We start from the raw sequence: 22,914 nt of genomic DNA, 5'->3' as shown, positions 1-22,914 counted from the left end.
ACGGCGCGGGCGCCGCAACAATCGTTGTGTCTGAAGCTGCGTTAAGGTCTCGATCCAAAGTCAATTTGTCCTCCCTTGACCCCTCCGGCGTCCTTTGCCACGGTCGATCAGAGCCGGAGGATTTATTGTGGGCCTGACCATCACCAACATTCCGAAGCGTGCAGAGCCGCAATCGGTGGCGAGCGCCATTGAAGCGCTCGCGGCGCGTTTCGGCAACCGCCTCGTCACTTCGCTCGCGGTGCGCGAGCAGCATGGCCACACCACGACCTGGCTGCCGAACCAGCCGCCGGACGCGGTGGTGATGGCGCAGGAAACTGCCGACATTCAGGACGTGGTGCGGATTTGCGCCCGGCATAGCGTGCCGGTGATCGCGTTCGGCACCGGCACCTCGCTCGAGGGCCACGTCAACGCTCCGGCCGGCGGCATCTGCATCGATCTGCGCGACATGAACAAGATCCTCGCGGTGCACGCCGAGGACCTCGATTGCGTCATCCAGCCGGGCGTCACCCGGAAGGCGCTGAACGAAAATCTGCGCGACCAGGGGCTGTTCTTCCCGATCGATCCCGGCGCCGACGCCTCGATCGGCGGCATGGCGGCGACCCGCGCCTCCGGCACCAACGCCGTCCGTTACGGCACCATGCGCGACAACATTCTGGCGCTGAAAGTGGTGCGCGGCGACGGCGAGATCATCACCACCGGCACCCGGGCCAAGAAGTCGGCGGCCGGTTACGACCTCACGCATCTGTTCGTCGGCAGCGAAGGCACCCTCGGCATCATCTCGGAATTGACCATCAAGCTGCGCGGCATCCCCGAGGTGATCGCGGCGGCGTCGTGCTCGTTCCCGTCGGTGAAGGATGCCTGCCAGGCGGTGATCCTCGCGATCCAGACCGGGATTCCGGTGGCGCGGATCGAGCTGTTGAGCGAGGCGCAGGTCCGCGCCTGCAACGCCTATTCCAAGCTGACGCTACCGGAGGCGCCGCTGCTGCTGCTGGAGTTCCATGGCAGCGAGGTCGAGGTCGGCGAACAGTCGAGGAATTTCGGCGAGATCGCCAAGGACTGCGGCGGCGGCGAGTTCACCTGGACCACAAGGCCCGAAGACCGCAACAAGCTCTGGCAGGCCCGGCACGACGCCTATTGGTCGGTGCGGGCGCTGCGCTCCGGCGACGGCGTCGGCGTGGTCGCCACCGACGTCTGCGTGCCGATCTCGCGACTCGCCGATTGCGTCGCCGAGACCGAGGCGGATCTGGCGCGGCTGAACCTTCTGGCGCCGATCGTCGGCCATGTCGGCGACGGCAACTTCCACTGCTCGCTGCTGTGCGACGTCAACGATGCCGACGAGATGGCGCGCGGCGACGAGTTCATGCACCGGCTGGTCGAGCGGGCGCAGGCGATGGACGGCACCTGCACCGGCGAGCACGGCATCGGCCAAGGCAAGCAGAAATATCTCAAGGCTGAGCTCGGCATCGAGGCCTTGCAGGCGATGCGTGCGATCAAACAGGCGCTTGACCCGCAGAACATCTTCAATCCCGGCAAGATCCTGCCGCAAGCTCTTTGAGGAGCGGGTCTTTCCGCGATCACTCCGCTTCAGGCGGAGATTGCTGTGAGTTCGCCATCATTCGTTGTTATGCGTTGAAAATACGGAGTTATTGATGCTCGGCCTGGGCGGCTGATCGCCCGAGGGGAAATCGCGTTGCAGACGACGTTGCTCGGTCTGGCCATTGCGCTGATTCTCGCGCTGCTCGCCGCCCTGGTGGGGCCGTATGTCATCGACTGGAACCAGTTCCGCGATCAGTTCGAGGCTGAAGCCACGCGGCGCGCTGGCGCTCCCGTCCGGGTGGCCGGCGAATTGGATGCGCGGCTGCTGCCGACGCCGACACTGCGGCTGCGCGATGTCACGATCGGCGGCGCCAACGATCCCGGCCGGATCCGCGCCGCCAAGCTCGACGTCGAGTTCAGCCTCGGCGCGCTGATGCGCGGCGAGTGGCGTGCCGACGTCCTCACAGTTAACGGCTTCGCGCTCGACCTCGGGCTCGATTCCAGGGGGCGGCTCGACTGGCCGGCCTCCGGCCTCTCCAATCTTGCGGCGCTGTCGATCGACCGGCTCAATCTGACCGGACGGATCGCGCTGCACGATGCTGCCAGCCGCTCCACGATCGAGCTCGGCGACATCGCCTTCGCCGGCGACCTGCGCGCGCAGGGGAGTTCGCTGCGGGGCGACGGCAATTTCCTGTTGGACAGCACGCGCTACCCGTTCCGTCTGTCGGTCGGCCGCGCAACCGATGGCGACGGCACGCGGCTGCACATCACCATCGATCAGGCCGGCCGTGGCATGTCCGCCGATCTCGACGGGCTGCTTGCCTTCGACGATCGGTCACCACGGTTCGACGGCACGGCGGTGCTGTCGGCTTCGGCGGTTGCGACCAACCCGGCGCGAACGCCGTGGCGGATCTCGGCGAAGGTCAAGGCGGGTCCTGCGCTGGCGGCGCTCGATCAGCTCGAGGCGTCGTGGGGCGCGGAGGATCGCGCGCTGAGACTCGCCGGCTCCGGCGATCTTCGCTTCGGCGCCTCACCGCTGCTCACGGCTAAACTGTCGGCTCGCCAGCTCGACGGCGACAGGCTGCTGGCCAAGGACGGCGATGGCTCGGCAATTTGGCTGCCGCAGCTCCGCGAACGAATCGGCGCGCTGCCGCAGCCGCCGCTGCCGGTACGGATCGTGCTCGATGCCGAGCAGATCATGCTCGGCGGCCGGCCGCTGACCGATATCGCCGTGGAGCTGCGCGCGGACGGAGAAGCGTGGCGGCTCGACCGGCTCGGGCTGCGGGCGCCGGGCGGTTCGCGGCTGGCGCTGAGCGGCGGGGCAGGGCCGGCCGGCACGGCCGATCAGTTCAAAGGCGCGCTGACGATCGAGTCCGCCGATCCCGATCTGCTCACCGCCTGGCTGCAGGGCCGGTCACCGGCCGCCGGCAGCACGCCGAAGCCGCTGCGGGTGCAGGGCAGCGTCACGGCTTCGACTGAGAGCATTGCGATCGATCCGCTGAAGATCGAGGCCGATGGCGGCACGCTGCAAGGCCGCGTCGCCTATCGCAACCGCACCGCCGACCATGGCGGGCGGGTCGAAGCCGTGCTGAAAGGCGACCGCGTCGATCTCGACACCGCGACGGAGCTGACGCGCTCGCTGGCCGGGCCACGCGACAACTGGCCGGAGCAGGCCAGCGTCTCGCTTGATTTCGGCGAGGCCAAATCCAACGGCCAGACCTGGCGGCCGCTGCGGGCGCGGTTCGGCTACGGACTTGGCACCGTGTCGCTCGAGCAGCTCGAGGCCAGAAGCGCGAGCGGCGTCACGCTGCGGGGCGACGGTGCGCTCGATCGCGGCAACGGCGTCGGCCGGCTCAATCTGGCGGCGCTCGCGCCGTCGCTGCGGCCGATTGCCGACGCGCTCGATCCCATTGCACCGAGGATCGCCGCGCCGCTGAAGACGATCGGCGATGCACCCGGCGCGGCGCAAGTGTCGCTCGCTCTGACGCTCGCTGCCGACAAGACCAATGCCGGACAGGTCAAAGCCGAAGCGGTGGTGCAGATCGATAGCCGGCCGCTCAAAGGCAGCGTCACCCTGAAGGCGATGCCGAGCAGCGCCGACATCGGCGATCTCAAGACCGATGCGCTCAGTCGCAGCGACATCAGCTTCGACGGCAGATTGTCGGCTGAGCGCGGCGCGTCGTTGCTGACATTGCTGGGGCTCGATCGGGCGCTCGCAGCCGGCGACGGCGGCGGCGCGCTCGACGCCTCGGCGACCGGCGCATGGGGGGCGCCGCTGAAGCTGAAGGGGCGTCTCACCGGAGCGGCGTTCGACCTCGAGGCCGATGGCCGGGTCGATCCGTGGGCAGCCGAGCACAAGGCCGAGCTGTCGCTGAATGCGCGTCGGCTCGATCTGGCGCCGTTGCTCGACCTCGCCGGCTCTGGCGCGGATGCGGCGAGGATCAGCGCGACCTCGCGCCTCACGGTGGCCGGCCGGCAATGGAGCCTCAACGATGTCGACGCCGGCCTTGGTGGCTCGCGGCTGCGCGGGCGGCTGGCGCTGACGCTCGGCGACGAGATCGCGGTCGATGGCGAGGCGGGGCTCGACATGCTCGCGCTGGGGCCGGCGCTGCAATTGGCGCTCGGCGTCACCGGCCACGATCCGGCGGAGCCGCTCGGCCGCGGTCTGCTGCGAGGCTGGCGCGGCAAACTCAGTTTTCAGGCGCTGCGCGCGTTGCTGCCGGGCGGCGCCGAATTGCAGCCGTTCGGCGGCGTGCTGCGCCACGATGGCCGGACGCTGACGCTCGACGCCAAGGGCAAGCTCGGCGGCGGCGACACCAAACTGGTGATCCATGCGAAGCCCGGCGATGCCGGCGTCGCGCTCGATGCCAATGTCGCGGTGTCCGGCGCCGATGCCACAGCGCTGCGCTACGGCGACCAAATGATGCCGGCGGCGAAGGCGTCGCTGCAGATGACGCTCGACAGCACGGGGCGCAGCGCGTCGGCGTTGAGCGGGGCGCTGGCCGGCGGCGGGACGCTGACGCTGGAGCGGGCGCAGATTCCGGGACTCGACCCCAAGGCGTTCGATGTCGCGTTGCGCGCCGGCGATCAGGCCAAGCCGATCGACGATTCGAGCCTCGCGAAGATCATCGAGCCGGTACTGGCGGGCGGGACGCTGGCGGTGGACAGCGTCCAGTTTCCGATCAGTCTCGCCGACGGGCGGCTGCGCGTTGCGGCGACGACACTGACGGCTAAGGGAGCCCGCGCGGTGATCTCCGGCGGCTACGACATTCCGGCCGGTCAGGCCGATCTCCGCGCCACGCTCGCGATGACCGGTGCTGGCCCCGGCCTGCCGCCCGAAATCCGGATCTTTGCGGCCGGGCCGCCGGAGCGGCTGACGCGCAATGTCGATCTGTCGGCGCTGTCGTCCTGGCTTGCGGTGCAACGGATCGATCGCGAGACCAAGAAGCTGCAAAGTCTGGAGCAGGAGGTGAAGCCGCCGGTTATTCCCGCCTCGCGTCCGGTGGACACGTCGCCCGGTCCGCCGCCCTCCGACAAGCCGACCAGCGCGGTCCCGCCGGGCACGCGCGCAGGTGAGTCGGGACTATCAACGGCAAAGCCGGGTGGTGTGTCGCAGCCGTCGGCGACAGCAAGTCCGGGGAAGGGGAATTCCGCAACCACAGCGACGCGATCGGGGACAGGGCAAACCGGAGACGCGCCAAATGCGCCGGGAACCTCTGCGCCAGTGACCTCCGCGCCGGGGGGCTCTGCGCCCGTGCTATCCGCGCCCGCGCCTGTGACACCGCCGGTCCGATCGCCGCCCGGCGGATCGCCGCAGGTCGTGGCGCCAGCTGTGGTGCCGCTGCCGGACGCCGATCCGCGCCGCGCAACGCCGTCGCAGCCGCGCCCGACGACGCTCAAGCCGCCGCCGACTCAGCCGCCACCCTCAGCGTCGATGACGGGCATCAACAGTCCGCGCGAAAAGCTTTCGCCGCTGCCGCCCGCCGTGGAAATCAAGCCTGTACCAGGCGACGCGCGACCGTCCCGGCCGCGCCCGCCATTGGTACTAACGCCCCCGAACAACTCGCGGGCGGCCGACTAATGCGCGCACCAATCAGACCAAGCTGATCAGTGCGCCACCAGGCTGCTATCGACTTTGGCTTCCACCGCGGGCTGCTGCTGCTGCAACGCGCGGCTGCGGAAGTAATCCAGCACGAACAGGCGGATCGCCGACGACAGGTTGCCCTGTTGGCGATTGCCATCGATTTCACCGACGAGCTCGGACAAAGTCATGTCCCGCACGCCGGAGATTTCCTTCATGCCGTTCCAAAACGCCTCTTCGAGGCTGACACTGGTCTTGTGGCCCGCGACCACGATCGACCGTTTGACGACCGGCGATTTCATGACGCGTCCTCGCCACCGATTATGTGTTGATCGAGCAGTTCATTGGCGCGGCTGACCCGATGATCGTCGATTGCGCGCTGCGATTTGGTTCTGCCAAACCGCGCACGATTGACGTCGGCGTGCTTCGCGGCTGCTTCCCGCTCTGCCCGTTTCTTGAAACGCTTCAAATTGACCAAATCCGCCATAACGCGCACCCATTATCGACTAATCGGCAACGGGCGTCGCTTAGGGGCCGAGCACGAATGCACGAAGCCATAGGCGGCTCGATCACCATCAAGAATACAGTCCTTGCCGCTGCAGGTCGCGGCTACATCTACCCACCGAGGCGGAAGAAATTTGCTGAGCCGCAACACTGCGTAGTGAGTTGATCAATCAGGAAGCTCTAGGGATATGATTTACATCAATTTCCCGCGGGCCATTTTTTGTGCAGTCCGCACGGCTGCTTGGTTCAGCCAGGATGCGTCATATTGTCCGGGCGCACCAGCCGGTCGAATTCGGCGTCTGTGACCAGCTTGAGCCGCAAGGCTTCTTCTTTCAGGGTCGTTCCACGCTGATGGGCTGATTTGGCGATCTTCGCGGCGTTATCGTAGCCGATCTTCGGCGCCAGCGCGGTGACCAGCATCAGCGAGCGCTGCATCAATTCACCAATTCGCCCTTCGTCTGCGCGGATGCCGTCGACGCAATGGGTGGTGAAGGATCGCGCGGCGTCGGCGAGCAGGCCGATCGATTGCAGCATCGCGTGGGCCATCACCGGCTTGTACACGTTCAGCTCGAAATGGCCCTGGCTACCCGCCACGGTGACCGTGGTCTGATTGCCGAACACCTGGCAGCACACCATGGTCAGCGCTTCGCACTGCGTCGGGTTGACCTTGCCGGGCATGATCGACGAGCCCGGCTCGTTCTCCGGCAGGATCAGTTCGCCCAAGCCAGAGCGTGGCCCGGAGCCGAGCAGCCGGATGTCGTTAGCGATCTTGAACAGCGCGGCTGCCGCAGCATTGATCGCGCCGTGGACCGAAACATAAGCGTCGTTGCTGGCCAGCGCCTCGAACTTGTTCGGCGCGGTGACGAACGGCAGCTTGGTGATCACCGCCGCTCGCTTCGCGAATGCCTTGGCGAATTTAGGGTGGGTGTTGAGGCCGGTTCCAACGGCGGTGCCGCCCTGTGCCAGCGGATATAGCTCCTTCACCGCCAGCTTCAGCCGCGCCAGGCTGCTCGCCACTTGTGCGGCGTAGCCGGAGAATTCCTGCCCGAGCGTCAGTGGCGTCGCATCCTGGGTGTGGGTGCGGCCGATCTTGACGATCTTGGCGAATGCCTTCTCTTTCTTCCGCAATGCGTCATGCAGCGTCGTCAGCCCGGGAATCAGATCGGCTGTGATCGCCTGGGCGGCGGCGATATGCATCGCGGTCGGGAACGAGTCGTTCGACGACTGGCTCATGTTGACGTGATCGTTGGGATGCACGGGCTTCTTGGCGCCGCGCTCGCCGCCGAGCAACTCGTTGGCGCGGTTGGCGATCACCTCGTTGAGGTTCATGTTGGTCTGGGTGCCGGAGCCGGTCTGCCACACCACCAGCGGGAAGTGATCGTCGAGGCTGCCGTCGATCACTTCGCGTGCGGCGCGGGCGATCGCGCTGGCGCGGCGCTGATCGAGCAGGCCGAGGTCACGATTGGTCTCGGCAGCCGCCAGCTTGACGATGCCGAGCGCGTGCACGAGGCCGATCGGCATCCGCTCCGCGCCGATCCGGAAGTTCTGTCGCGATCGTTCGGTCTGCGCGCCCCAATAGCGGTCGGTGGCGACCTCGATCGGCCCGAAACTATCGGTCTCGCTGCGGGTCGCGCCGGACTTCGCAGCGCTGGGTTTGCGGGCCATGGCGGTCGTCCTGTCGGTCAGCAGTCGGGAATCCGGATAGCTCCCGCAAGCTCTGCCGCTCGCGGAAGCATCGCGCCGGTCGCGCGGGGGTTAGAGCTCCGGTTCTGATAGAATCAGAACCGGAGCTCTAGCTTTTTGTTCTGACGCGTTTTCTTCACGCGAACCGGTTTCCACTTCGCTCGAAAACGCTCTATTTCTTGCGGAACCGGTCGAGCCGCACCACCTCGGCGCCCTCGGACTTCACCGGCTCCTCGTCGCCAGCGTCGGTCGGAGCAGACTCGGTCGCCGCCAGCATGGCAGGGGTCGCCGCCGGCGCTGCGATCTCCGGAGCGCTGGCGTCGGCGGTTTCAGCAGCGCCTTCATTGGTCTCGAACTGCAGGCCGAACTGCACGGACGGATCGAAGAAGCTCTTGATCGCCGAGAACGGCACCACCAGCCGCTCCGGGATGCCGCCGAACGATAGTCCGACCTCAAAGCGATCCTCGGTCACCACCAGATCCCAGAACTGGTGCTGCAAGATCACCGTCATTTCCTCGGGGTACTGCGCGAGCAGTCGCGTCGACAGCCTCACGCCGTCGGCCTTGGACAGGAAGGTGATGAAGAAGTGATGCTCGCCCGGCAGACCGTGCTGAGCGACGTCGGTCAGGACTTGCCGCAGCACGCCACGCAATGCTTCCCGCGCGAGGACGTCGTATCGGATGTGATCGGTGGCCATGAATTGTCCTGTGTCCGCCTTGTCCTGTGTCCGCCTTGTCCGGTCGCTCGGATGCTTCAACGCTGATTGGCTCCGGTGTCAGGCCGACTCGCGTCCCGGCTGCGGATCGTAACCCGGCGGCGGGCCGGGGTCAGCAGGCATCACGGCTGAATATTGTGCGGCCCTGCGTCGGTGTAAGGGGCGTCGAGGGACGCTCATGCAAGATAAAGTGGAGGCTTCTGTTGCCAGGTGCCTCCGAACCCCGCCTAACGGAGCTTAACCCGTTAGGACTTTAGACTTGGTCTTTCAAACTGCGTTACGCAGCCTGAGCAACCGGAGCATAGTTGTCGTTGGCAACTATTGCATTAGCCCGATAACGGCGGAACAATACCGAGAAAAAGCAAGCCCTTTACGCCCTCGTCGATCCTATTTCGCCCCCGCCGAAACCCGCGGAATCACGGGCTTTGGTGGAGGCGCCGGGTACTGCCCCCGGGTCCGAATGGTTTATTACGACGGCCATTTATTTCCATAGTCGGGTTGCCCCGACGCTTCCAATATAGGGGGCAATGGCTTGGGGCGAAAGGGCATTCCCCGTCAAAACGTCGCCCATGCGACAGCAAGGCCGAATGCGAGAGGCGGCCGGTGGAAAACTGTCAATCGGATCGGTCTGTTTGAGTGGCCTGATCCGGGCGACAGCCTCCGATGGCGTGGCGCGCCTGTCGCCACGCCGGGCGCGGCGCCTGTCGCCGCATCGTAGCGGTGGTCCACCGGCGTCACCCGGATGAGTTCGTCATGGTCACTGCCGGCCGGCGGCGTTCGGGGTTTCGCTGGCGTTATCAAACGAAAATAGATACTCAGGAAAGTAACGCCGCCGACAAACAAATGGGCGACAAAGCCCGGAAACGGGGAGGGAACGATGAGTGACGCGCCGAGCCGTTTCTCGGAGAAGTCCGTGTTTCCGAAATGGATTCGCGGCCCGCAGGATTTCATCGGCGGTCTCGCGTTGGTGGCGGTGGCGGCGTTCGCGCTGTGGGCCGCGAGCGATCTTCAAGGCATGCAAGGCTTTTCGTTCGGCGCCGGCACCGCGCCGCGGATGTTCGCCGTGCTGCTGCTCGTCCTCGGCGTCGTGCTGACGGTCAGCGCCCTGCTTGTCGATGGCGAGCCGATGGCGAAGTTTCAGTGGCGCGGACCGTTTTTCGTCGGCATCGCAATTCTGTCGTTCGCTGTCTCGATCCGGCCGCTGGGGCTGATCATCTCCGCTTTCACGAGCTTCATGCTTGCCGCGCTGGGCACGCCCGAGACGCGCTGGAAGGAGACCATCATCGTCGGCGTCGCGCTGACGATCGGTTGCAGCGTGTTGTTTCCCTTTGCATTGGGCCTGCCGATGCCGCTGTACCCGTCGTTTCTGAACCGGTGAGCGCGCGCAATGCTTGATCTGTTCTCCAATCTCGCGCTCGGCTTCCAGGTCGCCGCCTCGCCGATGAATCTGGGACTGTGCCTGGTCGGCGCGCTGGTCGGCACGCTGGTCGGGGTGCTGCCGGGGATCGGCACCATCGCCACTGTGGCGATGCTATTGCCGATCACCTTCGGTCTGCCGCCGATCGGCGCGCTGATCATGCTCGCTGGTATCTACTACGGCGCGCAGTATGGCGGCTCGACGACCTCCATCCTCGTCAATATTCCGGGCGAGGCGACGTCGGTGGTGACGACGCTCGACGGTTTTCAGATGGCGAAGCAGGGACGCGCGGGGCCGGCGTTGGCGATCGCGGCGATCGGCTCGTTTGTAGCCGGTTGTTTCGCAACCGTGCTGATCGCGATCCTCGGCGCGCCGCTGACCAAGGTCGCGCTGGAGTTCGGTCCTGCCGAGTATTTCTCGCTGATGGTGCTCGGCCTGATCTTCGCGGTCGTGCTGGCGAAAGGCTCGGTGCTGAAGGCGATCATCATGATCGTGTTCGGCTTGCTGCTGTCGATGGTCGGTTCCGACCTTGAAACCGGCGCATCGCGGATGACCTTCGGCATTCCCGAACTCGCCGATGGGCTCGGCTTCGCGACCGTGGCGATGGGCGTGTTCGGCTTCGCCGAGATCATTCGCAACCTCGATGCAGGTTCGGAGTCCGACCGCCAACTGGTGCAGCAGAAGATCACCGGTCTGATGCCGACCAAAAAGGATCTGGTCGACTCGGCGCCCGCCATCGCGCGCGGGACGATGCTCGGCTCGATCCTCGGCATCCTGCCGGGCGGTGGCGCGGTGATCGCCTCGTTCGCGGCCTATACGCTGGAGAAGAAGATCTCGCGGACGCCGGAACGCTTCGGCCGCGGCGCGATCGAAGGCGTCGCGGCGCCGGAAAGCGCCAACAATGCTGCTGCGCAGACCTCGTTCATCCCGTTGCTCACGCTCGGCATTCCGCCGAATGCGGTGATGGCGCTGATGGTCGGCGCGATGACCATCCACGGCATCGTCCCGGGCCCGCAGGTGATGCAGAAACAGCCCGAACTCGTGTGGGGCATGATCGCCTCGATGTGGATCGGAAATTTGATGCTGCTGATCATCAATCTACCGATGGTCGGGATCTGGGTCCGGTTGTTGCGCGTGCCTTATCGGCTGATGTTTCCGGCAATTGTGGTGTTTTGCGCGATCGGGATCTACTCGGTGAACAACGCCCCCACCGACGTTGTCCTCGCCGGCATCTTCGGGTTGATCGGCTATTGGCTGGTCAAACACGATTTCGAACCGGCGCCGCTGCTGCTCGGCATGGTGCTGGGTCCGTTGATGGAAGAGAATCTCCGCCGCGCACTGCTGATTTCGCGCGGCGACGCTTCGGTGTTTGTTACCCGGCCGCTGTCGGCGACGCTGCTCGCCATCGCGGCGGGGCTATTGATACTCGCGGTGCTTCCGTCCCTTCGGCGAAAGCGCGAGGAGGTTTTCGTCGAATCCGATTGATGAGGTTGGCAAGGCTGCGGCGATACGCCGCTCTGACGGGACGGTTAGTTGTTGAGCCGTATCCGCGTTTCGATAGGTTTCGCAGAGTCCAGGAGACTTCACATGAAATGGTTTGCTCGATTGCTGAGGCTCGGCGGCTTCGCGTGTGCGGCCGGCGCCCTTCTCTCCACGCCCGCGCTCGCAGCGGACTATCCGACACGCACGATCACCATGATTGTGCCTTTCGCGGCCGGCGGCCCGACCGATGTGATTGCGCGGATTGTCACCCAGCACATGTCGGCCACGCTCGGCCAGGCGATCGTGATCGAGAACGTTGTCGGCGCCGGCGGCACCACCGCGACGACCCGTGCGGCGCGCGCCACCCCGGACGGCTACACGCTTATCACCGGGCACATGGGCACGCACGCCGCCGCGGTTCCGCTGTATCCGAAGCTTGCCTATCATCCGGAGAAGGATTTTGAGCCGGTATCGCTACTCGCCGGAACGCCGATCCTGATCCTGGCGCGGAGCGATTTCCCGCCGAAGGACCTCAGTGAGTTCATCAGCTATGTGAAGGCCAACAGCGAAAAGCTGAACCAGGCTCATGCGGGCGTCGGGTCGGTATCTCACGTGTCCTGTCAGTTGCTGAATTCCGTGCTCGCCATCAAGCCGACCGGGGTGCCGTTCAACGGCACCGGCCCGGCGATGAACGCACTGGTCGGCAAGCAGGTCGATTTCATGTGCGACCAGATCGTCAACGCTGTGCCCCAGATCAAGGGCGGCACGATCAAGGGGTATGCGATCGCCACGCCTGCGCGCAATCCTTCCCTTCCGGAGGTTCTCACAACGACCGAAGGCGGCCTCCCGGCTTTCAAAGCTCAGGCCTGGAACGCTATTTTCGCGCCAAAGGGAACGCCGGCGCCGATCGTTGCGACGCTCAACGCTGCGGTGACGAAGGCGCTCGACGACGAGAGCGTCCGCAAGCGGCTGCTCGATCTCGGTAGCGTGATCCCGGAACCCGCAGAGCGGACGCCGGAGGCCTTGGGAAAGCTGGTGGAGTCCGAAATAGCCAAATGGACCCCGGTTTTGCGGGATGCCGCCGCGAATTGAGCCGATTGGCAAGCCCGGCCTCGTGCTAGGCTGAGGATGCAACGGAGTTATTTTCCGCGCGCCGGTTTTGTCCGGAGGCGCCACGGTATTGGTAACCCGGCCGGCTGTGGACCGATGCCCCTCGCAGCGGCAGGACTCTTGGTGTTGATGGACTTGTGGTGTCGACGGGCTTTTGCGGTTGCGGGCTTCGGGGCTTGCCGCTGTTGTCGCTCGCGCGCAAGCGCGACGAAGCCTTCATCGAGCGCGCGAGCTGAGATATACGCTTGGCGCATACGCACCGGGCGTTCCGAATTTTGTGGTATCGTCTGTCGGGGTTGATTTGCGCCCGATGAGTTCGGTATCACCGTCGAATTCTGCGGGAGCCGCAAAATGCATTTGTTTGCGCGTGGGGTCGCGTTCAGGCGCGTTGCCGCTATTGGCGGACTTGTTGTCGCGCTTGCTGCGACCCTCCTATTCGGACCTGCAATTAGTCAGGAGCAGGCCAGCTATCCGTCGCGCCAGATCAAGCTGATCGTGCCGTTCGCCAAGGGCGGACCGACCGACGTGGTGGCGCGGATCGTCTCCGCCGAGATGGCGAAGACACTGGGTCAGCCGATTTCAATCGATAACATCGTCGGCGCCGGGGGCACCGCCGCCACGCTGCGGGTGGCCCAGGCGGCGCCCGACGGCTATACGCTGATCGTCGGCCACATGGGCACCCATGCCGCGGCTGCCGCGCTCTATCCAAAACTCGGCTACCACCCGGATACAGATTTCGCGCCGGTGGCGCTGGTGACACGGATGCCGGTATTGCTGCTGGCCCGGCGGGAGTTTCCCGCGGCAAATTTCGGTGAGTTTGTCGCCTATGTGCGACGTCATCCTGATAACGTCAATTTGGCCCATGCCGGCGTCGGTTCGGTGTCCTACGCATCGTGCATGCTGCTCAACTATCTGATCGGCATCAATCCCACAGGCGTTCCGTTCAACGGAACGGGACCGGCGATGGATGCGCTGGTCGCCGGACAGGTCGATTTCATGTGCGATCAGATCGTCAATGCGGTTCTGCCGCTGCGCACCGAGGTGATCAAGGCCTATGCGATCGCCAGTCCAGAACGTGACGCGGTGGTGCCCGCGGTGCCGACCTCCGCTGAAGCCGGCTTGCCAGGCTTTCAGGTCGAGGCCTGGAACGCGATCTTCGCGCCGAAGGGGACACCGCAGGAGATCGTTGCCAATCTCAATGCAGCGGTGGTGCGGGCGCTGGACCAACCCGAGGTCCGCGCCCCCCTGACCGCCCTCGGCGGCATTGTTCCGACGCGGGGTCAGCGCACGCCGGAAGCTTTGGCGGCGCTCGTGCGCAGCGACTTGCAGAAATGGGGAGAGGTGCTGAAGCGGCAGGTGCCCTGACAAAGCGGTTGACGGAGGCCGGGGGACTGCGATCAAGCCTTGTTGTTTCGACCGGCAGGGGTATTTTCGGCACCGAATCCGACGATCCGCAGCCTTTTGCCGCGGCCACCACCGAGGCGGCTGCGCCGCCGACCCCATCGCGAGCAACGCCGACCGATGATCCAGTACCACGACTTGCTTGAGCGAATCCTGAGCGACGGCACCGAAAAACACGACCGCACCGGGACCGGTACGCTGTCGGTGTTCGGCCATCAGATGCGGTTCAATCTGGCCGCCGGATTCCCGATGCTGACAACCAAACGGTTGCCGCTCAAGGCGATCGTCCACGAACTGCTGTGGTTTCTGCAGGGCGACACCAACATCAAATATCTGCGCGACAACGGCGTGACGATCTGGGACGAGTGGGCCGACGCCAATGGCGATCTCGGCCCGGTCTATGGCGCGCAATGGCGCTCCTGGCCGGCCGCGGATGGTCGCAGCATCGACCAGATCGCCAATATCGTCGAGATGATCAAGCGCAACCCGGACTCGCGGCGGCTGATTGTGACGGCGTGGAATCCGGCCGATGTCGATCGGATGGCGCTGCCGCCGTGCCATTGCCTGTTCCAGTTTTACGTCGCTGGCGGCAAGCTGTCTTGCCAGTTGTATCAACGTTCCGCCGACGTGTTTCTCGGCGTGCCGTTCAACATCGCCTCCTATGCGCTGCTGACGATGATGATAGCGCAAGTCACCGGTCTGAAGCCGGGCGAATTCATCCACACCCTCGGCGACGCGCATCTGTATTCCAATCATCTGGAGCAGGCTCGCCTGCAACTGACCCGCGCGCCACGCGCGCTGCCGGAGATGGTGATCGATCCCGCCGTGAAGGACGTGTTCGGCTTCCGTTACGAGGACTTCACCCTGCAGGGCTACGATCCGCATCCGCACATCAAGGCCGAGGTCGCGGTGTGATTGTCCCCGGAGCGGATGCGCGCGTGTCGATCGTTATCATCGTCGCGGTCGCCGAGAATGGCGTGATCGGGGAGGGCAACGCCATTCCGTGGCGGTTGAAATCCGACCAGCGGCGCTTCAAGCAACTGACGTTGAACAAGCCGGTGATCATGGGCCGCAAGACGTATCAGTCGATCGGCCGGCCACTGCCGGGACGCACCAACATCGTGGTGACCCGCGATACGCATTTTCAGGCAGCGGGCGTGGTGGTTGCGCCGTCGTTCGAGGCCGCGGAACGGGTTGCGGCCGGGGATGCGATGCGGCGTTCTGCCACTGAAGTCGTTGTGGTCGGCGGCTCAGAAATCTATGCGCACTGGTTGCCGCGCGCGACTTGTATCGAATTGACCGAGGTGCACGCGAGCCCTCAGGGCGATACCACTTTTCCGGCGATCGACCCGGACCAGTGGGAGGAGGTGGCGCGAACGCGCCATGGCGCTGGTCCCGAGGACAGCGTCGAGTTTTCCTATGTGACCTATCGACGCTGCACTGCACGTTAACCTTTCGCGCACCGCGACCCGCATTGACAAACCTGCGGCAAGACATAGCTCGCGACGGGTGACAACGCGCGTTGTGCCTGCCCGGTCCGTCCCCTATAAAGCCGTGCACATATTGTGGTCCGCACGTTCGCCGGACCGCTGAGGAGACTATTGATGCCGTGGAAGAATCAAGGCGGAGGACCGTGGGGTTCTGGCCCGAAGGGTCCCTGGGGCTCCGGGCCGCAAACAACAGGACCGCGACCGCCTGATATCGAGGATTTGCTTCGTCGCGGCCAGGACCGCCTGCAGCAACTGCTTCCCGGCGGGTATTTCAGCAGCCTGGGTATCGCCATCGCGGTGCTCGGCGCGCTGACGATCTGGGGCCTGTCGGGCTTCTTCCGGGTGCAGTCCGAAGAACTCGGCGTCGTCCTGAGGTTCGGCAAGCACGTCCGCACCGTGCAACCCGGCTTGAACTATCATCTGCCGTACCCGATCGAGACCGTGCTGCTGCCGAAGGCGCTGCGTGTGTCGACGATCAGCATCGGCATGACGCTGATCAGCGATCCGGCCCGCCGCGGAACCACGATGCGCGACGTGCCCGAGGAAAGCCTGATGCTGACTGGCGACGAGAACATCGTCGATGTCGATTTCACCGTGCTGTGGCGGATCAAGCCCGACGGCGTCGGCAACTTCCTGTTCAATATTCAGAACCCCGAGGGCACCGTGAAGGCGGTGGCCGAGAGCGCGATGCGCGAAGTGATCGGCCGCTCCAACATCCAGCCGATCCTCACCGGCGCCCGCACCTTGATCGAAAACGGGGTGCAGGAACTGATGCAGAAGACGCTCGACGGTTACGGCGCCGGCGTTCTGGTGCAGCAGGTGCAGATGCAGAAGGTCGATCCGCCGCAGCAGGTCATCGACGCGTTCCGCGACGTCCAGGCCGCGCGCGCCGATCTCGAGCGGCTGCAGAACGAAGCGCAGACCTACGCCAACCGCGTCATCCCCGACGCCAAGGGCCGCGGCGCGCAGATCATCCAGAGCGCCGAAGGCTACAAAGGGCAGGCGGTCGCCGAGGCCAAGGGCCAGAGCGCGCGCTTCCTCGACGTTTATGAGGAATACAGGAAGGCTCCCGACGTGACGCGTCAGCGGATCTATCTCGAAACCATGGAGCGTGTGCTCGGCCCCGCCGAGAAGCTCGTCTACGATTCCGGCGCGGGAGCCGGCGCAGGCCAGGGAATCGTTCCCTATCTGCCGCTGAGCGAACTGAGCCCACGTCGACAACAAGCGCCGGCGGCCCAAACGCAGCCGCAGAACCAGCAGACTCAGAGCGGAGGCACGCGATGAAAGCGGGAATCGCAGGCATCGTTGCGCTGATCTTGCTGCTGGTCGCGGTCATCGTCGGCTGGTCGTCGATCTTCACCGTCAGCCAGACCGAGCAGGTGCTGCTCGTTCGACTCGGCGAGCCGGTGCGCGTGGTCACTGAACCGGGCCTCAACTTCAAGGCGCCGTTCATCGACACCGTGATCAGCATCGACAAACGGATTCTCGACCTCGAAAATCCGTCTCAGGAAGTGATCGCCTCGGACCAGAAGCGGCTCGTGGTCGACGCTTTCGCGCGCTATCGGATCAAGAACGCGCTCCGGTTCTATCAGAGCATCGGATCGATCCCGGCCGCCAACATCCAGCTCACGACGTTGCTCAACGCATCGCTGCGTCGTGTGCTCGGCGAGGTCACGTTCATCCAGGTCGTCCGTGACGAGCGCGAAGGGCTGATGCAGCGGATCCGCACCCAGCTCGACCGCGAGGCCGATGGCTACGGCATTTCGGTGGTCGACGTCCGTATCCGCCGCGCCGATCTGCCGGAGCAGAACAGCCAGGCGGTGTATCAGCGGATGCAGACCGAACGTCAGCGTGAGGCCGCCGAGTTCCGCGCGCAGGGCGGACAGAAGGCGCAGGAGATTCGCTCGAAGGCGGACCGAGAAGCGACCGTGATCATCGCCGAGGCGAACTCGCAGGCCGAGGAAATCCGCGGTTCCGGTGACGCCGAGCGTAACCGGCTGTTCGCGACGGCCTACAGCAAGGATCCGGACTTCTTCGCGTTCTACCGGTCGATGACGGCCTATGACCAGGCGTTGAAATCCTCCGACACCCGCTTCCTGCTGAGACCGGACTCCGAGTTCTTCCGCTTCTTCGCCAATCCGAGCGGCAAGACCGCAGCGCGGCCGACGACTACGGCTGCGCCTGCGGCTCCCGAGCCGGCTGCTGCGCCGCGATAACGGCGCCGTTGCGAATGGATATCGGGCGGGAATGCATTTTGCGTTCCCTGGTTCGCTCGACTAGAACAGACGCGACATCAGAAGCGCGGGCCGCAAGGTCCGCGCTTCTTCAACAATCGCTGCCGGGGGAAACCCTCGACCGGGAGGATAGAGTCGCATGAGGTCTTTCGCGTTCGCCGACCTCCTGATCGGGGTGGGTGTGTTGTTCGTGCTGGAAGGCCTGATCTTCGCCGCGAGCCCGAGCTGGATGCGGCGTGCGATGAAAAGCGCGATGGCGACCCCTGATAATGTGCTTCGTGTGGTCGGTATCGCCTCTGCCGTTTTGGGCCTGATTCTGATCTGGGCCGTGCGCCGCTAGGTCGACAGCCCGCGCCAGGGCCAAATTGTTTTCAACGGTATCGTGAGCCAAAACGTCCGGTTTTCGCCGCAATCGGCGCTGCGGATGGAGTAGTTTCGACCGATTCCGATGCTTGCGCAGGTCCCCGGATCGGGCGCAGTGTTCTCGACTGGCTGCGCCTGCCGGCGCCCTCGCTCGTTTCAGGAGACGTCACGATCATGCCCGCTGCGATCCCTGCCTTCAGCTTCCGGAACAGGCCCCTGCTGACGGCGATCTGCCTCGGGGCAGCCGTTGCCTTGAGCGCGCCGGCGCCGTCCCACGCCCGCGGTCCCGAGGGCATCGCGGACGTCGCCGAAAAGGTGATTGACGCCGTGGTCAACATCTCGACCACCCAGACCGTTGAAGCCAAGAATTCACCCGGCGAAGGGAAGGGCGCCACGCCGAATCTGCCGCCGGGTTCGCCGTTCGAGGAGTTCTTCGACGACTTCTTCAAGAACCGCCGTGGCGGCGAGAAGGGCGGCGGGCCGCGCAAGACCAATTCACTCGGCTCCGGCTTCATCGTCGACACCGCAGGCGTCGCCGTGACCAACAATCACGTCATTGCCGACGCCGATGAGATCAATCTCATCATGAACGACGGCACCAAGATCAAAGCCGAACTGGTCGGCGTCGACAAGAAGACCGACCTCGCGGTGCTGAAGTTCAAGCCGCCGGCGAACAAGCCGCTCACCGCCGTGAAGTTCGGCGACTCCGACAAGCTGCGGCTCGGCGAGTGGGTGGTGGCGATCGGCAACCCGTTCTCGCTCGGCGGCACAGTGACTGCCGGCATCGTCTCGGCGCGCAACCGCGACATCAATTCCGGGCCTTATGACAGCTACATCCAGACCGATGCTGCGATCAATCGCGGCAATTCCGGAGGCCCGCTGTTCAACCTCAACGGCGAAGTCATCGGCGTCAACACGCTGATCATCTCGCCGTCCGGCGGCTCGATCGGCATCGGGTTCGCGGTGCCGTCGAAGACTGTGGTCGGCGTGGTCGATCAACTTCGGCAGTTCGGCGAGCTGCGCCGCGGTTGGCTCGGCGTTCGAATCCAGCAGGTCACCGACGAAATCGCCGAGAGCCTGAATATCAAGCCGGCGCGCGGCGCGTTGGTCGCGGGCATCGACGACAAGGGGCCGGCGAAACCCGCCGGCATCGAGCCCGGCGACGTGGTCGTCAAGTTCGACGGCAAGGACGTCAAGGAGCCGAAGGATCTGTCGCGCGTGGTCGCCGACACAGCGGTCGGCAAGACCGTCGACGTGGTGATCATCCGCAAGGGCAAGGAAGAGACCAAGCAGGTCACGCTCGGCCGTCTCGACGACGGCGCCAAGCCGCAGCCTGCCTCGGCGAAGTCACAGCCTGAACCGGAAAAGCCGGTGACGCAGAAGGCGCTCGGGCTCGACCTCGCGGCGCTGTCGAAGGATCTGCGCGGCCGCTACAAGATCAAGGAAACCGTCAAGGGCGTGGTGGTGGTCGGCGTCGACAGCGGCTCCGACGCCGCCGAGAAGCGGCTGTCGGCCGGCGACGTGATCGTCGAGGTCGCGCAGGAAGCGGTGACCAGCGCCGCCGACATCAAGAAGCGCGTCGACCAGCTCAAGAAGGACGGCAAGAAGTCGGTCCTGCTGCTGGTCGCCAACGGCGAGGGCGAATTGCGCTTCGTGGCGCTCAGCCTGCAATAGCCCATGGGCAGGATCAGCCGCTCCGCGCTCGCCGTCGATTTCGTCGGCGGCGCGGTCGGCTACAAGCTACGCTCCGGCGCAGCCCGCAGTCACGCTCTCCTCAAGGCGACCGGCGTTTCCGCGAATCGTCCGCTGCATGTGATCGATGCCACCGCGGGGCTCGGTCGCGATTCCTTCCTGCTCGCCTCGATGGGCGCGACGGTGATGCTGATCGAGCGCTCGCCGCAGGTCCACGCGCTGCTCGCGCAAGGGCTCGAGGCCGCGCGGGCGGAGAGCGACGAGATCGCCGCCATCGTCGCGCGGATGACGCTGATCCACGGCGATGCGCGTGCGTTGCTGCCGACCTTGCAGGCCGATGTGGTGACGGTCGATCCGATGCATCCGGCGCGGACCAAGACGGCGCTGGTGAAGCAGGAGATGCGTCTGCTGCGCGAGATGGTCGGCGCCGATCCGGACGTCGCCGACTTGATGCAGGCGGCGCTGGTCGCGCGCTGCGGCCGCGTCGTGCTGAAATGGCCGCTGCGCGCCGAGCCGCTCGCAGGCATCCGCAAGCCGTCCTACCAGATCGCCGGCAAGACGGTGCGCTACGACGTGTTCGTGAATCCGCGCGCTCCGGCTGAAGAGGCTTTGCTGCGCGCGGGCGATCTAGAGTTTTTCCGGTTCTGATAGAATCAGAACCGGATCGCTCGAAAACGCTATAGCGCTCAATCCTTGAGCGGTTTTTCCAGATAGATCTGCGTCGGCACGAAACCGACGCGCGCCAGCACGCCCTTCATCGGCTCGTTGGTGGCGCGGGTGCGGAACACCACGTGGCCGAGATCCTGCGCCCTGCACCAATCGAACACCGAGTTCATCAGCAGGTTCGACAGCCCCGAGCCGCGCTGCGACGGGTCGATGTAGATGCTGTGATAATCGCCATAGGGCTGCTTGGTGATGAAGTTGCGGCGGATGCTGACATAGGACCAGCCGACGATCTCGCCGTCGCGCTCGGCGACGAAGGTGGCGGCTTCCTTGTCGCCGAACAGCTTCTCCAGCTTCTTCACATAGAAGGCGACGTCGGTGATCGGATCGTCCGGAAACGAGATCTTGGCGATCTCGGCTTCCATCCAGCCGATCTTCTCGAGGTCCGCGCGCTCCAGCGGGCGCAGCGTGTGCAGGGGCTTGTCGTTCATCGTTCAACTCCAGAATTCTGCCGCCGCGTTCGCACGAACTGCGACGGCCGGCAAGTCCGTCTTTCCGATGGCTCGTCGTCAGGTCCCGCCGGTCTTGCGGCGGAAGCTGTGCCCGCCGCAATTCGCGCAGCCCTGTTCCTTGAGTGCCTCAATGGTCTCCGGTGTGGAGCCGCGCCCGAGCACGCTCTCGCGGCCGCACTGCGTGCAGAGATAGGCACGGATGCGCGGATTGACCTCGGCAGTGTACAGCGGCCCCTGCCACGCCGGCAGCGCGGCCGCGGCGGGGCCCGCCGCGGCGAGTTCGATCAGTTGCCCGACATTGCCGAGCACAGTGGCGCCCGCATAGGCGTTGAAGCCGGGACGGATCGTCTGCACCGCGAGGCCGAGGTCGAGAAAAACCCGCTGCAGCGCCAGCATCTGCCGCGGCGGCCATTGCGCGAACGAGAAGTAGCACAGCCCGTCGCCGGCCAGCGCCTCGCGGCCGCGGGTGAGAAACAGCTTCGCGCCTTCGAGCGTGTAGGGCGGGTCGGTCTCGATCGTGTCGAACGCACCCTGCAGCTCGGCGGGCGGCGGCTGGCGCAGATCGTGATGCACCGTGCGCAGCGCGATGCCTTCGCGCGCGGCACTGTCGCGCAGGAATGCGAGCCGTCGCTCGTCGGCGTCGACCACCACGACTCCGCGGGTGAGATCGCCTTTGCCGAGCGCCTGACTGACGAGGCCGATCGACAGCGACACTGAATCGTCGTCGCCGAGCAGCAGCACCCGGCGGCCTTCCAGCGCGCCGGCCTGCAGCATCAAGAGCGCGCGCAACAGCGAGGTCTCAGGGGTGCACGGCGCCTGATCGAGCGTGACGTCGACCGATGGGGCCTGCGCGATGATCGCGGCCAGTCGCACCACCTGGACGTGAAAATTCTCGGGAATCACCACGCCATGACCGGTGCAGGCCGGGCAGGTGACGTCGATCGCGGTGCCGAGCCCGAGTTCGCGCTCGACGAAATCGCGGCCCTCGGGGCTCAGCGCCAGACCCTGCTTGCGCTCGAGCAGCCCGGCCTTTTCCAGCTCACGGCGCACCGCGGTCGCGATCGGCATCGGCAGTCGCGCCTCGCGTGCGGCGTCCTGCAGCCGCAGCGAGCCCGCGCGATACACCGCGCGCAGGATCGCCTCGACGCCTGCCGGGCCCTCGCGCAGCCGCGTCGCCTCGGCGATCGTGCGAAGGATCGTGGGATCAGCCATCGCGGCGCGCTCCGCAAAAGGACGGGCTTCGCCGCGGTTGGCCCACGCCGCTATCCATGCCAAACAGGCGCCGAAACTGAACCGCCATCGAGGACCAATCGCCGATGTTGATGACCCACGCGCTGGCAGAGATGTATGACTGCCTGCCGCTGATCGAGGATGAAGCCGCCTTGGTAGCGGCGGCGCGCGCCGGGGTCCAGAGCGTCGGCGCCACCATTATCGGCTCCTACGAGGTGCGTTACGTCCCGCATGGGCTGACCATCGCGCTGTTCCTCGCCGAATCGCACATCGTGCTGACGACCTGGCCGGAACATCGGCTGCTGCTGGTCGACGTGCTGTTGTGCAATCCGGAGATGGATTTCAACCGCGTCCTCGCCGAGGTGAAGCGCAGCGTCTGCCCCGATGGCGAGATGACCGTGCATCACGTCCCGCGCAAAATCGCCGCGCGCCCCTGAACGCCTCTCAACCTCGCCAATTCCAACCTGTGGGCTTCCGTCCGGCGTGAGGGAAGAAGAATAGCAGATGCACGCATGGCGCGTCATGATCAAACGCGCGTCTTCAGGTTGTGCGGATCAGGATTGAGCCGTCGCTCCTGCGGCTCAATGGCGGCGGCGTTGAGACCGTCGTTGCGGAGGCAGCCCGGAACCGTGAGGTCGTGGTTTTGACCACGCTGACGATCGACTGACATCGGCGCGATTTGTGTCCGGAACTCGCAAACGAGGGTGATGACGCCTGCGGCCAATCGGTTCCGCGCGTGTCAAAATCCCTTGGGCGTTGTCGATTGTGATAGTGTTCGCATCGGCGTTTTGGTATTCGCCC

21 protein-coding genes and 1 other RNA gene are annotated in these 22,914 nt (G+C 65.3%); 14 read left to right on the top strand and 8 right to left on the bottom strand.

The features are described from left to right. Nucleotides 1-127: 127 nt before the first annotated feature. Together BMY71_RS07015 and BMY71_RS07010 are read left to right on the top strand one after the other, a co-directional pair. Nucleotides 128-1,555, top strand: a complete 1,428-nt coding sequence (locus tag BMY71_RS07015; protein WP_092682682.1) for an FAD-binding oxidoreductase — start codon at nucleotides 128-130, stop codon at nucleotides 1,553-1,555. A gap of 135 nt (nucleotides 1,556-1,690) precedes the next feature. Beyond that, the gene (locus BMY71_RS07010; protein ID WP_092682680.1) at nucleotides 1,691-5,617 is read left to right on the top strand and encodes an AsmA family protein; all 3,927 of its coding nucleotides are present in this window, start codon (nucleotides 1,691-1,693) and stop codon (nucleotides 5,615-5,617) included. A gap of 26 nt (nucleotides 5,618-5,643) precedes the next feature. Here the strand turns inward: BMY71_RS07010 and BMY71_RS07005 are convergent, their stop codons facing one another. From BMY71_RS07005 to ssrA, 5 genes are all read right to left on the bottom strand, one after another. Beyond that, nucleotides 5,644-5,919 (bottom strand): ribbon-helix-helix domain-containing protein, encoded by a 276-nt coding sequence (locus BMY71_RS07005; RefSeq protein WP_011503753.1) that lies wholly within the window; start codon nucleotides 5,917-5,919, stop codon nucleotides 5,644-5,646. Then, entirely contained in the window at nucleotides 5,916-6,104 is a 189-nt protein-coding gene (locus BMY71_RS07000; RefSeq protein WP_011503752.1) for a DUF4169 family protein, read from the bottom strand. Before BMY71_RS07000 ends, BMY71_RS07005 begins: the two co-directional genes overlap by 4 nt. Nucleotides 6,105-6,367: 263 nt before the next feature. Beyond that, on the bottom strand, nucleotides 6,368-7,786 hold the full coding sequence (gene fumC, locus BMY71_RS06995) for a class II fumarate hydratase (RefSeq protein ID WP_092682678.1): 1,419 nt from the start codon (nucleotides 7,784-7,786) through the stop codon (nucleotides 6,368-6,370). Between the two features lie 190 nt (nucleotides 7,787-7,976). Next, the gene (locus tag BMY71_RS06990; protein ID WP_041805393.1) at nucleotides 7,977-8,501 is read right to left on the bottom strand and encodes an SspB family protein; all 525 of its coding nucleotides are present in this window, start codon (nucleotides 8,499-8,501) and stop codon (nucleotides 7,977-7,979) included. 207 nt (nucleotides 8,502-8,708) lie between these two features. After that, nucleotides 8,709-9,066, bottom strand: a transfer-messenger RNA (tmRNA) gene (gene ssrA / locus BMY71_RS06985). A gap of 330 nt (nucleotides 9,067-9,396) precedes the next feature. Here ssrA and BMY71_RS06980 point away from each other — a divergent pair. From BMY71_RS06980 to BMY71_RS06930, 11 genes are all read left to right on the top strand, one after another. Then, entirely contained in the window at nucleotides 9,397-9,897 is a 501-nt protein-coding gene (locus BMY71_RS06980) for a tripartite tricarboxylate transporter TctB family protein (RefSeq protein WP_092682676.1), read from the top strand. A 9-nt stretch (nucleotides 9,898-9,906) separates the two neighbouring features. Next, nucleotides 9,907-11,421, top strand: coding sequence for a tripartite tricarboxylate transporter permease (locus BMY71_RS06975; RefSeq protein WP_092682674.1), 1,515 nt, complete (start codon nucleotides 9,907-9,909; stop codon nucleotides 11,419-11,421). Nucleotides 11,422-11,523: 102 nt separating this feature from the next. Next, a complete protein-coding gene (locus BMY71_RS06970) occupies nucleotides 11,524-12,510 on the top strand; it encodes a tripartite tricarboxylate transporter substrate-binding protein (RefSeq protein WP_092682672.1) in 987 nt (328 codons plus the stop codon). Nucleotides 12,511-12,879: 369 nt separating this feature from the next. Then, a complete protein-coding gene (locus BMY71_RS06965) occupies nucleotides 12,880-13,893 on the top strand; it encodes a tripartite tricarboxylate transporter substrate-binding protein (protein ID WP_011503746.1) in 1,014 nt (337 codons plus the stop codon). A gap of 156 nt (nucleotides 13,894-14,049) precedes the next feature. Further along, nucleotides 14,050-14,844, top strand: coding sequence for a thymidylate synthase (locus BMY71_RS06960; protein WP_011503745.1), 795 nt, complete (start codon nucleotides 14,050-14,052; stop codon nucleotides 14,842-14,844). Nucleotides 14,845-14,867: 23 nt separating this feature from the next. After that, entirely contained in the window at nucleotides 14,868-15,380 is a 513-nt protein-coding gene (locus BMY71_RS06955; RefSeq protein WP_041805392.1) for a dihydrofolate reductase, read from the top strand. Between the two features lie 153 nt (nucleotides 15,381-15,533). Next, on the top strand, nucleotides 15,534-16,703 hold the full coding sequence (gene hflK, locus BMY71_RS06950) for an FtsH protease activity modulator HflK (protein ID WP_092682670.1): 1,170 nt from the start codon (nucleotides 15,534-15,536) through the stop codon (nucleotides 16,701-16,703). Beyond that, a complete protein-coding gene (gene hflC / locus BMY71_RS06945; RefSeq protein WP_011503742.1) occupies nucleotides 16,700-17,635 on the top strand; it encodes a protease modulator HflC in 936 nt (311 codons plus the stop codon). The genes hflK and hflC overlap by 4 nt, the downstream gene beginning before the upstream one ends. Before the next feature lie 157 nt (nucleotides 17,636-17,792). Then, nucleotides 17,793-17,993 (top strand): DUF2065 domain-containing protein, encoded by a 201-nt coding sequence (locus BMY71_RS06940; protein WP_011503741.1) that lies wholly within the window; start codon nucleotides 17,793-17,795, stop codon nucleotides 17,991-17,993. Between the two features lie 197 nt (nucleotides 17,994-18,190). Then, nucleotides 18,191-19,690, top strand: a complete 1,500-nt coding sequence (locus tag BMY71_RS06935) for a Do family serine endopeptidase (protein WP_092682668.1) — start codon at nucleotides 18,191-18,193, stop codon at nucleotides 19,688-19,690. Nucleotides 19,691-19,693: 3 nt separating this feature from the next. Further along, entirely contained in the window at nucleotides 19,694-20,356 is a 663-nt protein-coding gene (locus tag BMY71_RS06930; protein WP_092682666.1) for a class I SAM-dependent methyltransferase, read from the top strand. A gap of 38 nt (nucleotides 20,357-20,394) precedes the next feature. On the opposite strand, the gene BMY71_RS06925 is transcribed toward BMY71_RS06930, so the two are convergent. Together BMY71_RS06925 and BMY71_RS06920 are read right to left on the bottom strand one after the other, a co-directional pair. Further along, on the bottom strand, nucleotides 20,395-20,862 hold the full coding sequence (locus tag BMY71_RS06925; RefSeq protein ID WP_011503738.1) for a GNAT family N-acetyltransferase: 468 nt from the start codon (nucleotides 20,860-20,862) through the stop codon (nucleotides 20,395-20,397). Nucleotides 20,863-20,940: 78 nt separating this feature from the next. Continuing rightward, nucleotides 20,941-22,095 (bottom strand): bis-aminopropyl spermidine synthase family protein, encoded by a 1,155-nt coding sequence (locus tag BMY71_RS06920; protein WP_092683127.1) that lies wholly within the window; start codon nucleotides 22,093-22,095, stop codon nucleotides 20,941-20,943. Nucleotides 22,096-22,199: 104 nt separating this feature from the next. Here BMY71_RS06920 and BMY71_RS06915 point away from each other — a divergent pair, with 104 nt between their 5' ends. Continuing rightward, nucleotides 22,200-22,550 carry an S-adenosylmethionine decarboxylase family protein gene (locus BMY71_RS06915; RefSeq protein WP_092682664.1) on the top strand — a complete coding sequence of 117 codons (351 nt, stop codon included), beginning with the start codon at nucleotides 22,200-22,202 and terminating at the stop codon, nucleotides 22,548-22,550. Nucleotides 22,551-22,639: 89 nt separating this feature from the next. Here the strand turns inward: BMY71_RS06915 and BMY71_RS06910 are convergent, their stop codons facing one another. After that, a complete protein-coding gene (locus tag BMY71_RS06910; RefSeq protein ID WP_092682662.1) occupies nucleotides 22,640-22,837 on the bottom strand; it encodes a hypothetical protein in 198 nt (65 codons plus the stop codon). Between the last annotated feature and the right edge of the window lie 77 nt (nucleotides 22,838-22,914).

This window comes from Rhodopseudomonas pseudopalustris (assembly GCF_900110435.1).
Classification (GTDB): Bacteria; Pseudomonadota; Alphaproteobacteria; order Rhizobiales; family Xanthobacteraceae; genus Rhodopseudomonas; species Rhodopseudomonas pseudopalustris.
The sequence above is the reverse complement of the archived record's forward strand: the minus strand, read 5'-3'. Positions and strand labels throughout refer to the sequence as shown.